The organism is Pseudomonas sp. Pseusp49 (assembly GCF_059491875.1).
Genome location: NZ_CP168514.1, coordinates 5,876,686 through 5,889,919, shown reverse-complemented (window position 1 = coordinate 5,889,919; position 13,234 = coordinate 5,876,686). Strand labels below are relative to the sequence as shown.

Annotated in this window: 13 protein-coding genes, 4 tRNA genes and 2 pseudogenes; 9 read left to right on the top strand and 10 right to left on the bottom strand. The window is 59.4% G+C overall.

Features of this window, described 5'->3' with window-relative positions; translation table 11 throughout:
- Nucleotides 1–31: 31 nt before the first annotated feature.
- From ACEN83_RS26225 to ACEN83_RS26210, 4 genes are all read right to left on the bottom strand, one after another.
- Complete coding sequence (locus tag ACEN83_RS26225) at nt 32–1,369, bottom strand: sigma-54-dependent transcriptional regulator (protein WP_495578806.1); 1,338 nt, start codon at nt 1,367–1,369, stop codon at nt 32–34.
- A complete protein-coding gene (locus ACEN83_RS26220; protein ID WP_495578805.1) occupies nt 1,366–1,608 on the bottom strand; it encodes a hypothetical protein in 243 nt (80 codons plus the stop codon). Before ACEN83_RS26220 ends, ACEN83_RS26225 begins: the two co-directional genes overlap by 4 nt.
- A gap of 105 nt (nt 1,609–1,713) precedes the next feature.
- Nucleotides 1,714–1,947, bottom strand: coding sequence for a PP0621 family protein (locus tag ACEN83_RS26215; RefSeq protein WP_007970520.1), 234 nt, complete (start codon nt 1,945–1,947; stop codon nt 1,714–1,716).
- Nucleotides 1,948–2,071: 124 nt separating this feature from the next.
- Nucleotides 2,072–3,094: an outer membrane protein assembly factor BamD gene (locus tag ACEN83_RS26210; protein ID WP_116581804.1), complete on the bottom strand. Its 1,023-nt coding sequence runs from the start codon at nt 3,092–3,094 to the stop codon at nt 2,072–2,074.
- Between the two features lie 151 nt (nt 3,095–3,245).
- Between ACEN83_RS26210 and rluD the strand changes: the two genes are divergently transcribed.
- From rluD to ACEN83_RS26175, 7 genes are all read left to right on the top strand, one after another.
- Nucleotides 3,246–4,208 (top strand): 23S rRNA pseudouridine(1911/1915/1917) synthase RluD, encoded by a 963-nt coding sequence (rluD, locus tag ACEN83_RS26205; protein ID WP_007990414.1) that lies wholly within the window; start codon nt 3,246–3,248, stop codon nt 4,206–4,208.
- The gene (gene pgeF, locus ACEN83_RS26200) at nt 4,205–4,930 is read left to right on the top strand and encodes a peptidoglycan editing factor PgeF (RefSeq protein WP_495578804.1); all 726 of its coding nucleotides are present in this window, start codon (nt 4,205–4,207) and stop codon (nt 4,928–4,930) included. Before rluD ends, pgeF begins: the two co-directional genes overlap by 4 nt.
- Nucleotides 4,931–5,060: 130 nt before the next feature.
- Nucleotides 5,061–7,625, top strand: coding sequence for an ATP-dependent chaperone ClpB (gene clpB / locus ACEN83_RS26195; RefSeq protein WP_007970527.1), 2,565 nt, complete (start codon nt 5,061–5,063; stop codon nt 7,623–7,625).
- 300 nt (nt 7,626–7,925) lie between these two features.
- Nucleotides 7,926–8,001: transfer RNA gene (locus ACEN83_RS26190), tRNA-Asn, on the top strand.
- Between the two features lie 9 nt (nt 8,002–8,010).
- A tRNA-Pro gene (locus ACEN83_RS26185) sits at nt 8,011–8,087 on the top strand.
- A gap of 5 nt (nt 8,088–8,092) precedes the next feature.
- Nucleotides 8,093–8,168 (top strand) — tRNA-Lys (locus ACEN83_RS26180).
- Between the two features lie 95 nt (nt 8,169–8,263).
- Nucleotides 8,264–8,340 (top strand) — tRNA-Pro (locus tag ACEN83_RS26175).
- 203 nt (nt 8,341–8,543) lie between these two features.
- Here ACEN83_RS26175 and ACEN83_RS26170 read toward each other — a convergent pair.
- The 6 genes and pseudogenes from ACEN83_RS26170 to ACEN83_RS26145 all read right to left on the bottom strand — a co-directional run.
- A pseudogene (locus ACEN83_RS26170) lies at nt 8,544–8,672 on the bottom strand (hypothetical protein); the annotation flags it as partial.
- A gap of 201 nt (nt 8,673–8,873) precedes the next feature.
- Nucleotides 8,874–9,002, bottom strand: a pseudogene (locus ACEN83_RS26165) (hypothetical protein); the annotation flags it as partial.
- A gap of 201 nt (nt 9,003–9,203) precedes the next feature.
- Nucleotides 9,204–10,502 (bottom strand): NAD(P)/FAD-dependent oxidoreductase, encoded by a 1,299-nt coding sequence (locus tag ACEN83_RS26160; protein WP_007970529.1) that lies wholly within the window; start codon nt 10,500–10,502, stop codon nt 9,204–9,206.
- Between the two features lie 60 nt (nt 10,503–10,562).
- Entirely contained in the window at nt 10,563–10,736 is a 174-nt protein-coding gene (locus ACEN83_RS26155; RefSeq protein WP_007970531.1) for a DUF3094 domain-containing protein, read from the bottom strand.
- 53 nt (nt 10,737–10,789) lie between these two features.
- Nucleotides 10,790–11,317, bottom strand: a complete 528-nt coding sequence (locus ACEN83_RS26150; protein WP_495578803.1) for an MOSC domain-containing protein — start codon at nt 11,315–11,317, stop codon at nt 10,790–10,792.
- Nucleotides 11,314–11,940 carry a DUF1780 domain-containing protein gene (locus ACEN83_RS26145; RefSeq protein ID WP_007970534.1) on the bottom strand — a complete coding sequence of 209 codons (627 nt, stop codon included), beginning with the start codon at nt 11,938–11,940 and terminating at the stop codon, nt 11,314–11,316. The genes ACEN83_RS26150 and ACEN83_RS26145 overlap by 4 nt, the downstream gene beginning before the upstream one ends.
- 129 nt (nt 11,941–12,069) lie before the next feature.
- Between ACEN83_RS26145 and ACEN83_RS26140 the strand changes: the two genes are divergently transcribed.
- Nucleotides 12,070–12,537 carry an FAD/FMN-containing dehydrogenase gene (locus ACEN83_RS26140; RefSeq protein WP_495580912.1) on the top strand — a complete coding sequence of 156 codons (468 nt, stop codon included), beginning with the start codon at nt 12,070–12,072 and terminating at the stop codon, nt 12,535–12,537.
- Nucleotides 12,534–13,223 carry an energy-coupling factor ABC transporter permease gene (locus tag ACEN83_RS26135; protein ID WP_104451416.1) on the top strand — a complete coding sequence of 230 codons (690 nt, stop codon included), beginning with the start codon at nt 12,534–12,536 and terminating at the stop codon, nt 13,221–13,223. The genes ACEN83_RS26140 and ACEN83_RS26135 overlap by 4 nt, the downstream gene beginning before the upstream one ends.
- Nucleotides 13,224–13,234: the final 11 nt, after the last annotated feature.

The window sequence follows — 13,234 nt, the reverse complement described above, 5'->3', positions numbered from 1 at the left end:
AGCTGCCGCAGGCTGCGATCTTTTTAAAGCCTCAATCCAGCCCTAATTTCTTGAGCCTGTAACGCATCGACCTGAATGACAGATTCAACCGCTGAGCCGCCGCCGTGCGGTTCCAGCGGGTTTCCTCCAGGGCCTGGAGCAGCAGTTGGCGTTCGATGTTTTCCAGATAGGTGTCCAGATTGTCGATCCGGGTCAGGTCCGGTATTCCTCCTTCAGCTGCGCAATTGCCCTCGGCCAGGCGCAGGTCGCCTGCTTCGATCTGATTGTCCTCGCACAAGGTATGAGCCCGTTCGAGCATATTTTCCAGTTCCCGCACATTGCCCGGGAAGCGATAGCTTTTCAGTGCATCGAGGGCTTGGGGGTGGAGTCTGGCTGCCGGTTGACCCGTATCGGCGGCCAGGCGCTTGAGTATGTGACTGGCCAGCACCTCGATGTCATCGCGACGCTCGCGCAAGGGCGGCACCCGGAGTTCGATCACATTCAAACGGTAGTAAAGATCATGCCGAAATCGCCCGGCGGCGACTTCGGCGCCAAGGTCCTTGTGTGTGGCGCAGAGAATGCGCACATCCACCGCCACTTCCTGCTGCCCGCCGACGCTGCGTACGGCTTTCTCCTGAATGGCGCGTAGCAGTTTGACTTGCATGGCCAGCGGCAGGTCGGCCACCTCGTCGAGGAGCAGGGTACCGCCGTGAGCGGTCTGGAACAGACCGGGTTTGTCTTCGATGGCGCCGCTGAAGCTGCCTCTGCGATGGCCGAAAAACTCACTCTCCAACAGCTCAGAGGGAATCGCCGCGCAGTTGATCGCAATGAACGGCTGCTTGGCGCGAGGGCTTTGATCATGGATCAGGCGCGCAACCAATTCCTTGCCACTGCCCGATTCTCCGCTGATGTATACCGTCGCATGACTGTTGGCCAGTTTGGTGATGTGCTTGCGCAAGTTGCGCATGGGTAATGAGTCGCCCAGCAAACGGCGATCGATGTCGACCCCGCGGGCAGGAAGCAGCAAGGCGCTGGTGACCAGTTCACGCAGGCGCGGAAGGTCCACCGGTTTGGTGAGGAAGTCGAATGCACCGGCCTTGAGCACATTGATTGCGGTTTCGAGACTGGCATAGGCGGTGATCATCGCCACCTGGACCTGAGGGTGACGTTGCTGGATGTGCTGCACCAACTCCAGGCCGGTGCCATCCGGCAACTGCATGTCGGTCAGGCAGAGATCGAAAGTTTCGCTTTTCAGCAGTGATTGCGCTTCTCCGACATTGCGAGCGTTGAACGTCTCCAGTTTCATCCTTCCCAGGGTGATTTCCAGGAGTTCGCGTATGTCTGGTTCGTCATCGACGATCAAGACTTTTTGTCGTGGTCTCGTATTCAAACTAGGTTCCGTCCGTGAGCAAAGGTCATGCAAAAGCAGCCGCTTTCCTGGCGTGCCTTGAAGTCTAGGCGGGACAGAATGCTTTCGCCCGGCTGGCCGGACAGATAAAGCCTCGGGCCCTTGAAATACGGGGCGGGGGCTTCGTGATCGAGTATTTCCAGTGATTTCAGGTCAAGCCATGGCGGCGACATTTGCGCGCGGCCCTGCAGGTACAGGACGTTTTCGATTACCCGGTTCATTCGCAGAGAGAGGTCTTGAATAATCTGCGTCAGACGTCACTCGGTGCCCTTCAGTTCCTTGGGTGTCAGCGATAGTCCTCGATTGGCCGCCATTTCGGGAGAGTGTCAGCGGCCGCTGGAGTTCTTGTCCTGCTCGAGATGAGCCTGGCTGCAATACCACCGTTGGTCGAGACTCAGCGCGCGGTCACGGGGCAGGTGAACGCCGCAATGGGCGCAACGGACCATGGGCGCCGCGTCCCGTTCGGCAGGGGACCGGGGGGTGGAAGCCTGACCCTTGAATTTGCGCCAGAACCATACGGCAGCGGCAATCAGGACAATCCAGAACAATAAACGAAGCATGGTGAGCTGCTTTTCGACTGATGATCCGGCAGTTTAGCCAAGGACCTGACAGGCGCACAGTGTAATAAAGCACTGAAATAAAAAAGGGAGACCCGAGAGTCTCCCTTTTTCACAGCCCAAGGTGTCAGTCGAACACGCCGAAGGTCATGTAGCTGAACCACGAGCGGTCGCTGTTGTTGCCTTCCGCTTCGTGATTTTCTTCTTCGACCGCGTCGCCATTGTCGTCTTTAGGCTTGAGCTCGGCCGGGATGGCGTCCTTGGCGTCCTGGAACTGCTTCTGCACGTCCTGGTTGGCGCGGGTTTCGCCCGGCGGCAGCGGCGGACGGGATTCGATCAGGCCCAGGGTCGCCTTGCTCAGCCACGAACGGTTGTCGGCTTCGGCCACGGTCGGCACGAACTGGCCGTCTACCAGCGTCGGGTGGTTCGGGTAGTTGAGCTTCAGGGTTTCCAGGCTGGTGGCAGCCAGTTCGTCCAGGTGCAGGCGCTGATAGGCCTCGGTCATCACCGCCAGGCCGTCGCCGACCGAAGGGGTTTCCTGGAAGTTTTCCACCACGTAACGACCGCGGTTTGCCGCTGCGACATAGGCCTGACGGGTCAGGTAGTAGTCGGCCACGTGAATTTCGTAGGCCGCCAGCAGGTTGCGCAGGTAAATCATGCGCTGCTTGGCGTCCGGCGCGTAACGGCTGTTCGGGAAGCGGCTGGTCAACTGGGCGAACTCGTTATAGGAGTCGCGGGCGGCGCCAGGGTCACGCTTGGTCATGTCCAGCGGCAGGAAACGCGCCAGCAGGCCGACGTCCTGGTCGAAAGAAGTCAGGCCCTTGAGGTAGTAGGCATAATCGACGTTCGGATGCTGTGGGTGCAGACGAATGAAGCGCTCAGCCGCGGACTTGGCCGCTTCTGGCTCGGTGTTCTTGTAGTTGGCGTAGATGAGTTCGAGTTGCGCCTGGTCGGCATAGCGACCGAACGGATAACGCGACTCCAGAGCCTTCAGCTTGGCGATGGCGGAGGTGTAGCTACTGTTGTCCAGGTCATTTTGAGCCTGTTGGTACAGCTCGACTTCACTGAGGTTTTCGTCTACGACTTCCTTCGATGAGCAAGCAGCGGTCAATGCGAGGATGGCGATCAGCAGCAGGTGTTTCACTTGCATGGCGGCTTGCGTCCCTATGACGGCCGCTGTCTTGGGCGTGGCCGTCCTGTTATGATGAGCGCCCCGTTGAAAAGCCTCGGGGCAAAAGACGCCGTATTTAACCACAAGCGCGCAGCCGAAACCAAAGGCTGTGCCGACGCCTAGTCTGAGCATGTCCGATAAAATTGAACTTCGCGCAGAGGTGCCGTCCGAATTGGGCGGCCAACGCCTCGATCAAGTCGCCGCACAATTATTCGCTGAGCACTCGCGCTCGCGCCTTTCCGCCTGGATCAAAGACGGCCGCCTGACTGTGGATGGGGCGGTTATCCGCCCGCGAGACATCGTCCATGGTGGCGCCATCCTTGAGTTGACTGCCGAGCAGGAAGCTCAGGGCGAATGGGTCGCTCAAGACATAGCCCTGGACATCGTCTACGAAGACGACGACATCCTGGTGATCAACAAGCCTGCGGGCCTGGTGGTGCACCCGGCTGCCGGTCATGCCGACGGCACCTTGCTCAACGCCTTGCTGCACCACGTGCCGGACATCATCAATGTGCCCCGCGCCGGTATTGTGCATCGCCTGGACAAGGACACCACCGGTCTGATGGTGGTGGCCAAGACCATTCAGGCGCAGACGCAGCTGGTGACACAGTTGCAGAGTCGCAGCGTCAGCCGGATCTACGAGTGCATCGTGATCGGTGTGGTGACAGCTGGCGGCAAGATCAATGCGCCGATCGGTCGTCACGGCCAGCAACGCCAGCGCATGGCCGTGATGGAAGGTGGCAAGCAAGCCGTCAGCCATTACCGCGTGCTCGAGCGCTTCCGCTCCCACACTCACGTGCGGGTGAAGCTGGAAACCGGTCGTACGCACCAGATTCGCGTGCACATGGCGCACATCAACTACCCGTTGGTCGGAGATCCCGCCTACGGCGGTCGTTTCCGTATTCCGCCGGCCGCCAACCCGACCATGGTCGAGTCGCTGAAGAACTTCCCGCGTCAGGCGCTGCATGCGCGTTTCCTGGAGCTGGATCATCCGACCACCGGTAAGCGCATGAGCTGGGAATCGCCGTTGCCGGAAGACTTCGTCTGGCTACTGACCCTGCTCAAGCAAGACCGCGAGGCGTTCATCGGATGAGTGACTGGCTGATTCCTGACTGGCCCGCGCCGGCCGGGGTCAAAGCCTGTGTGACCACCCGTGCGGGCGGCGTCAGTGTGGCGCCGTTCGACAGCCTCAACCTCGGCGATCACGTCGACGACAGCCCCGAAGCGGTTGCCGAGAATCGCCGTCGTTTGACCGATCATTTCTCCATTCAACCGGCCTGGCTGCAGCAGGTCCACGGCATTGTCGTGGCTCATGCCGATCCAGATCGGGTGGTCACTGCCGACGCCAGTTGGACGGCGACGCCCGGCATCGCCTGTGCGGCAATGACTGCCGATTGCCTGCCTGCGCTGTTCTGCGACCGCGCCGGCACTCGTGTCGCGGCGGCCCATGCCGGTTGGCGCGGGTTGGCGGCAGGCGTGCTGGAAGCGACGCTCGATACGCTGGACGTTGCGCCCGAAGACGTATTGGTCTGGCTCGGCCCGGCCATAGGCCCGCAGGCCTTTGAAGTCGGCCCGGAAGTGCGCGAGACCTTCGTCGAGCAATTGCCGCAAGCGGCTGAGGCTTTTGTGCCGAGCCAAAACCCCGGCAAGTTCATGGCCGACATCTATAGGCTGGCGCGCTTGCGTCTGGCCGCTCGCGGTGTCACCGCCGTTTATGGTGGCGGGTTCTGCACCGTGAGCGATCCGCGCTTCTTTTCTTACCGCCGTGCGCCTCGCACTGGTCGGTTTGCCTCCCTGGTTTGGCTCGAACGCTAGACTTGTCTGATCTGCATCAACGTCACGACGCTTGAAACTCCCAGAATCGACCGCATCTATTGTGGTATCTGGCAGGTTTCTTCATTCAGGATGTTTTATAGGTCCGGCCTGCTCAAAAGGAAGGTGACCCATGCGTATAGACCGTTTAACCAGCAAATTGCAGTTAGCGTTGTCCGATGCCCAATCCCTGGCTGTCGGCCACGATCATCCGGCCATTGAGCCGGCGCACTTGATGCAAGCCTTGCTCGAGCAGCAGGGTGGTTCGATCAAGCCTCTGCTGATGCAGGTGGGCTTCGACGTCAACAGCCTGCGTAAAGAGCTGACCAAAGAGCTCGACCAGCTACCGAAAATCCAGAACCCGACCGGCGATGTGAATATGTCGCAGGATCTGGCGCGCCTGCTCAACCAGGCTGACCGTCTGGCCCAGCAGAAGGGCGACCAGTTCATCTCCAGCGAACTGGTGCTGCTCGCCGCCATGGACGAGAACAGCAAGCTCGGCAAGTTGCTGCTCGGCCAGGGTGTGAGCAAGAAAGCCCTGGAAAACGCGATCAACAACCTGCGTGGTGGCGAGGCCGTCAACGACCCGAACCACGAGGAAGCACGCCAGGCCCTGGACAAGTACACCGTCGACCTGACCAAGCGCGCCGAAGACGGCAAACTCGATCCGGTGATCGGCCGTGACGATGAAATTCGCCGGACCATCCAGGTGCTGCAACGTCGTACCAAGAACAACCCGGTGCTGATCGGTGAACCTGGCGTGGGTAAAACCGCCATCGCCGAAGGCCTGGCCCAGCGCATCATCAATGGCGAAGTGCCGGATGGCCTCAAGGGCAAGCGTCTGTTGTCCCTGGACATGGGGGCGCTGATTGCTGGTGCCAAGTATCGCGGTGAATTCGAAGAGCGCCTGAAATCCCTGCTCAATGAGCTGTCGAAGCAGGAAGGGCAGATCATCCTGTTCATCGACGAACTGCACACCATGGTCGGCGCCGGTAAAGGCGAAGGCTCGATGGATGCGGGCAACATGCTCAAGCCGGCCCTGGCCCGCGGTGAGCTGCACTGCGTGGGTGCCACCACGCTGAACGAATACCGCCAGTACATCGAGAAGGACGCCGCTCTCGAGCGCCGTTTCCAGAAAGTGCTGGTGGACGAGCCGAGTGAAGAAGACACCATCGCCATCCTGCGTGGCCTCAAAGAGCGTTATGAGGTTCACCACAAGGTGGCCATCACTGACGGCGCGATCATTGCGGCGGCCAAGCTCAGCCATCGCTACATCACTGACCGGCAGTTGCCGGACAAGGCCATCGACCTGATCGACGAGGCCGCCAGCCGCATCCGCATGGAGATCGACTCCAAGCCTGAAGTGCTGGATCGTCTGGAACGTCGCCTGATTCAGCTGAAGGTGGAATCCCAGGCGCTGAAGAAAGAAAGCGACGACGCGGCGAAGAAGCGTCTGGAAAAACTGCAGGAAGAAATCGCTCGTCATGAGCGTGAGTATTCGGATCTCGAAGAAATCTGGAACTCGGAAAAAGCCGAAGTCCAGGGTTCTGCGCAGATCCAGCAGAAAATCGAGCAGTCCCGTCAGGAACTGGAAGCGGCCCGCCGCAAAGGCGACCTGAACCGCATGGCCGAGTTGCAGTACGGGGTGATCCCGGACCTGGAGCGCAGCCTGCAAATGGTCGATCAGCATGGCAAAGCCGAAAACCAGTTGCTGCGCAGCAAGGTGACTGAAGAAGAGATCGCCGAAGTCGTGTCGAAGTGGACCGGTATTCCGGTGTCGAAAATGCTCGAAGGCGAGCGCGACAAGCTGATGAAGATGGAAAGCCTGTTGCACCAGCGTGTGATCGGCCAGGATGAAGCGGTGGTGGCCGTTTCCAACGCGGTGCGGCGTTCGCGCGCCGGGTTGTCCGACCCGAATCGCCCGAGTGGTTCGTTCATGTTCCTCGGCCCGACCGGTGTCGGTAAAACCGAGCTGTGCAAGGCGTTGGCCGAATTCCTCTTTGATACCGAAGAGGCGATGGTACGGATCGACATGTCCGAGTTCATGGAGAAACATTCCGTGGCTCGCCTGATCGGTGCGCCACCGGGCTACGTGGGATATGAAGAGGGCGGTTACCTGACCGAGGCCGTACGTCGCAAGCCGTATTCGGTGATCCTCATGGACGAAGTCGAGAAGGCGCACCCGGATGTGTTCAACATCTTGCTGCAAGTACTCGAAGACGGCCGTCTGACCGACAGCCATGGCCGCACGGTGGATTTCAAGAACACCGTGATTGTCATGACCTCCAACCTGGGTTCGGTACAGATCCAGGAACTGGTCGGTGATCGTGAGGCGCAGCGCGCGGCGGTGATGGATGCGATTTCCAGCCACTTCCGGCCGGAGTTCATCAACCGGGTCGACGAAGTGGTGATCTTCGAGCCGTTGGCGCGGGATCAGATCGCTGGCATTACCGAGATCCAGTTGGGTCGTCTGCGTAGCCGCCTGACCGAGCGCGAGCTGAAGCTTGAGCTCAGCCCCGAGGCCATGGACAAGCTGATCGCGGTCGGTTACGACCCGGTGTACGGCGCACGGCCGCTCAAGCGCGCTATCCAGCGCTGGATCGAGAACCCGCTGGCGCAGCTGATTCTGTCCGGTCGATTCATGCCGGGCGATACCGCTCACGGTGTGGTGGAACACGACGAAATCGTCTTCGTCTGATCCATAACGGCAACAAAATCGAAAAGGCCTCGCATAACGAGGCCTTTTTTTCGTTAGGCTGTTGAACTCAAAGGAAAAGGCTTGTAAAGTGCGCCCCGCAGTCAGTCACCCACCAGGGTTTCCGCTCCCCAAGCTGGAATCCAAAATAAGTTGCAAATCATTAACTTGAAAGCAATTTAGGGGGTTGACAGAGGTGCTGAAGATTGTAGAATAGCGCGCCTCAGACACACGAACGCAGCGATGCGAACGGGTCGAAGAGAACGCAGTAAAGCTTCAAAGTTGTAAATTGAAATGTGTAGTTCCGTGATAGCTCAGTCGGTAGAGCAAATGACTGTTAATCATTGGGTCCCAGGTTCGAGTCCTGGTCACGGAGCCAATTTCAAACCGGGGTATAGCGCAGTCCGGTAGCGCGCCTGCTTTGGGAGCAGGATGTCAGGAGTTCGAATCCCCTTACCCCGACCATATTTGGGTCGTTAGCTCAGTTGGTAGAGCAGTTGGCTTTTAACCAATTGGTCGTAGGTTCGAATCCCACACGACCCACCATTTTTGAAACCAGCTAGCGCTGGAATCGAATCTTAAGATCAGACGCCAAAAGCTCTGTTCGCAGAAGGCGCCTTTCGAAGGTGCCTTTTTTTTACCGGGGTATAGCGCAGTCCGGTAGCGCGCCTGCTTTGGGAGCAGGATGTCAGGAGTTCGAATCCCCTTACCCCGACCATATTAAAAATCCTCGTATCGAAAGATACGGGGATTTTTTTTGGCTTTTTTTCTGGTGTGAGCACTGCGGCCGCAATGGTTCCGCCCAGTCGGTGTACACGTACCTCTGTAGGAGCTGCCGCAGGCTGTGATCTTTTGATCTTGCCCTTCAAAAAGCAAAGTCAAAAGATCGCAGCCTGCGGCAGCTCCTACAGTGGGCAGTTATCAGTGCAGCTTCAGGCGAGGCTCTGTGCCGCGCCCGATCTTGCTGCCCAACATCAGCATCGCCGTGCGGAACGGGCCGTACAGCGCCATCTGGTGCATGCGGTACAGCGACACGTAGAACATCCGCGCTTAAAAATCCTCGTATCGAAAGATACGGGGATTTTTTTGGGCTTTTTTTCTGGTGTGAGCACTGCGGCCGCAATGGTTCCGCCCGGTCGGTGTACACGTACCTCTGTAGGAGCTGCCGAAGGCTGCGATCTTTTGATCTTGCCCTTCAAAAAGCAAAGTCAAAAGATCGCAGTCTGCGGCAGCTCCTACAGTGGGCAGTTATCAGTGCAGCTTCAGGCGAGGCTCTGTGCCGCGTCCGATCTTGCTGCCCAACATCAGCATCGCCGTGCGGAACGGGCCGTACAGTGCCATCTGGTGCATGCGGTATAGCGACACGTAGAACATCCGCGCTTAAAAATCCTCGTATCGAAAGATACGGGGATTTTTTTTGGCTTTTTTTCTGGTGTGAGCACTGCGGCCGCAATGGTTCCGCCCGGTCGGTGTGCACGTACCTCTGTAGGAGCTGCCGAAGGCTGCGATCTTTTGATCTTGCCCTTCAAAAAGCAAAGTCAAAAGATCGCAGCCTGCGGCAGCTCCTACAGTGGGCAGTTATCAGTGCAGCTTCAGCCGTGGCTCGGTACCGCGTCCGATCTTGCTGCCCAACATCAGCATCGCCGTGCGGAACGGGCCATACAGCGCCATCTGGTGCATGCGGTACAGCGACACGTAGAACATCCGCGCCAGCCAGCCCTCGAGCATCACGCTGCCGGTGAGGTTGCCCATCAGGTTACCCACAGCGGAAAAACGCGACAGTGAGATCAGCGAGCCGTAGTCGGTGTACTTGTACTCCGGCAGGGGCTTGCCTTCGATGCGCAGTTTCAGCGATTTGGCCAGCAACGAAGCCTGTTGGTGAGCGGCCTGGGCGCGTGGTGGCACATTGCGGTCGCTGCCTGGTTGCGGGCAGGCGGCGCAGTCGCCGAAGGCAAAGATGTTCTCGTCGCGGGTGGTTTGCAGGGTCGGCAGCACCTGCAGCTGATTGATGCGGTTGGTTTCCAGGCCATCGATGTCCTTGAGGAAACCCGGCGCGCGAATCCCCGCGGCCCAGACTTTCAGGCTGGCCTTGATTTCGTTGCCGTCTGCGGTGATCAGGCTGTCGGCCGTTACTTCGCTCACCGCGGCATTGGTCATGACGTTGACCCCGAGTTTCTCCAGGGTTTTATGCACAGGTCCGCCAATCCGCTCCGGCAGCGCCGGCAGCACCCGTGGACCGGCTTCGATCAGGGTGATGTGCATGTTTTCCGGTTTGATCCGGTCCAGGCCATAGGCCGCCAGTTCATGGGCGGCGTTGTGCAGCTCGGCGGCCAGTTCGACCCCGGTGGCACCGGCACCGACGATGGCCACGCTGATTTGTTCGACTGCGTCGGTCTGGCCGGCGTGTGCGCGCAAATAGTGATTGAGCAGTTGCTGGTGGAAACGCTCGGCCTGTTTGCGGGTGTCGAGGAACAGGCAGTGTTGCGCTGCGCCCTGGGTGCCGAAATCGTTGGTGGTGCTGCCGACGGAGATCACCAGCGAGTCGTAAGGCACTTCGCGGGCCGGGACCAGTTCCAGACCGGCCTCGTCGTAGGTGGCGGCCAGCTGGATTTTCTTATTCGCGCGATCGAGCCCACTCATGCGCCCCAGCTGGAACTCGAAGTGGTTCCATTTGGCCTGGGCGACATAGTTGAGTTCGTCTTCGGAAGAGTTCAGGGAACCGGCTGCCACTTCGTGCAACAACGGTTTCCAGATGTGGGTCAGGTTGGCGTCGACCAGCATCACGCTGGCCGTACCGCGCTTGCCCAGAGTCTTACCCAGACGGGTAGCCAACTCCAGACCGCCGGCGCCGCCGCCGACAATGACAATACGATGGGACATGGGGATAACTCGCAAGGCTAAAAGAAATCGGTGCAATTACCCAAGCGAGCGCAAGGCAGCTCATAGCGTCAGGTAACTGATAAGTCGGCTCAACAGGCCCAGGCCAATGGTCACTGCCAATACCAGAACAAGGAGCATCCACGGCCGGAAAGGCCGGCGCTCGACTTGGTGCTGGGACAACTGCAGGTACTCTTCGACATGCTTTTGGTCGTCGGGGTTCAGGCGGCTGGTCATATCGGGCCTCGTCAAAGGTAGACGTTGCTGAATGTGTAGAAGCTACAGTGTTTTTACCCAGGGTTGAACGCAGCATAGCCGCTGTCTGGAACGGGTTCGACGCTGACGATATCGTCCAGGCGAATGATTCCACTTTGTAACACCCGGGCAGTGATTCCGCCATGTCCTCGAACGACCTGAAAGGTGCCGATGCCCAGGTTGCTTTCAAGGCGCGCGCAGGGTTGGCACCAGCCGGTGGTTTCGAACGTTGCCTGGCCAATCCGGAAGCGGCGGCCCTTGAGGCTGAACAGATTGATGCCGCTGATAACGAGATTGCGCCGCAGATCTTCAGGCCGGACCGGATGATCCTGTGCACGCCCCATCAGCGAACTGATCACCGCCAGGTGCTCCCACTGAATCAGTGTGACCTGCCGCGCATTGCGCACGCCGGGGCGGGCGTGGTCACCGGTCAGGCCGGCCTCCAGGCGCGCTTCCACGGCATCGAGTTCAAGCATTGCCGAACGTGATTGCGGGCGCACGCCGATCCAGCGTACACGGCCTTGTTGCGGCACCTCGGCGATCAGCGCCTGCAGCGGGCTCACAGGCTGATCCCGACGTCAAAGACAATGCTGCGCCCCAGGTTGCTGCGCAAGAAGTCCGGCGCATCCGGGTGGGCGAACAGCACGCGGGCGAATGTCGGCCCAACCAGGGACAGCGAACGCCAGCCCTGGCGCAGGTACTCGGTCGGCGGTGGGAAATGGCTGTTGAGGTCCAGTACTTCGCGTTTGAGGCTGGCGAAGGCAATGATGTCCAGTTCACCCAGATCCATGCCGCGCTCTTTGTAGTTGTGCGCTTTTTTGCGCAAGGTCGGCGCCAATCGCAGCAAGAACTCGTTGGCGGGGATGCGTCGTGGCTTGGCCTCGCGGCGCACCAGTTGGCTCAGGGAAAACGCGCTGCGTCGGCGCTGCAGTTCGTCGCGCCATTCATCGTTGAGGCGTCGGCCCTCGTCGAGCACGAAGAACACCTCGAAACTGGCATCGCGAAACAAAACGTCCGGCGGCTCCCCGGCGGGGGCGAATTCGTCGGCGCGATAGGGAATGTTCAATCCTTGCAACAGGCGCTGGCACACCCAACGCTCACGCTCCCATTTGCGGGCATTGGACAAAAACGCGTTGGCTTGCTCGGCCGCGATGGTCAGCAGGCGTAAATAATCTGAGTCATCCATAGGCCCAAGCTTAGCGTTCAATTGCGACAAGCAGAAAGCGTTAAGCATCAATCAGCATCGCTGGGCACATGGAACAGGCGGTGTAGACTGATGGCCATTACGCGCCTGCGAAAGAACGAGGGGGTCAAGGTGAAATATTGGTCGCTATTAATACTCAGTTTGCTGCCGCTGTGGGCCAATGCGCTGGAGGTTGGCGAGCGGCTGGCGCCATGGACATTGCTTGACCAGTTCGATCAGGCCTTCACCCTCGACAGTCGCACTCAGACGCTGCTGGTGGCGCGCAGCATGGAGGCGGCGAAACTGGTCGATGCGGCGCTGCAAGGTCAGCCCAAAGGCTATCTGGAGGCCCGGCACGCGGTCTTTCTCGCGGACATCCAGCGAATGCCACGCTTGATCGCGAAAATGTTCGCAGTACCGGCCATGCGCGATTACTCCTATCGGGTGATGCTGGATCGTGAAGGTCGTGTCGCACCGCGTTACCCCGGCGCTGTGGATAAAGTGTTGTGGTTGCAGCTCAAGGATGGTCGATTGATGGACCAGCACGAATACGCCACGGCTGCGCAATTGCGTGAAGCGCTGGAGACGTCTGGTCCATGATAGGCGCTGAGCTGCTGTCACCGCAGAGCCTGACAGTCGGCTGGATGATCTATGTGCTGGTGCTGCTTTGGGCGATGTGGCGTGCGCCCTGGGTTGAACTGTTCACCGACAGCCGTCGCCAGCATTTATTGTTCGGCACGGTGTTCGCGTTGTTCATGCTGTGGCTGGTGCGGCGGGATTTCGATACCGGCGTGTCGTACCACTTCATTGGAATGACGGCGGTGACATTGCTGCTGGACTGGCCGCTGGCGATCGTTGGCGGGCTGGTCGCGCAGTTGGGGCTGGTGTTGCTCGGGCGTCAGGATCTGGTTGCGGTCGGGGTCAACGGTGCGTTGTTGATTGCACTGCCGGTGCTGGTCACCGAGTGCTGCGCGATCCTGGTGGAGCGGGCGCAGCCACGAAATCCCTTCGTGTATATCTTCGTTTCCGGATTTTTCGCCGCCGCGCTGTCGGCGCTGCTGTGCCTGCTGCTGGCGCTTTGGTTGTTATGGTTCGACGAGCGTTTTGCCATGCCGTACTGGCTGGAAGATTTTGTCGGATATCTATGGCTGATCATTTTTCCCGAAGCCTTTATCAACGGCATGATCGTCAGTGCGCTGGTCGTGTTTTGTCCGGAGTGGCTTGAGACGTTCAACCGCACCCGCTACCTCTCGGCCCCCTGGAAGGACGACGATCCCAAGCCCTGAAATCGTCGACC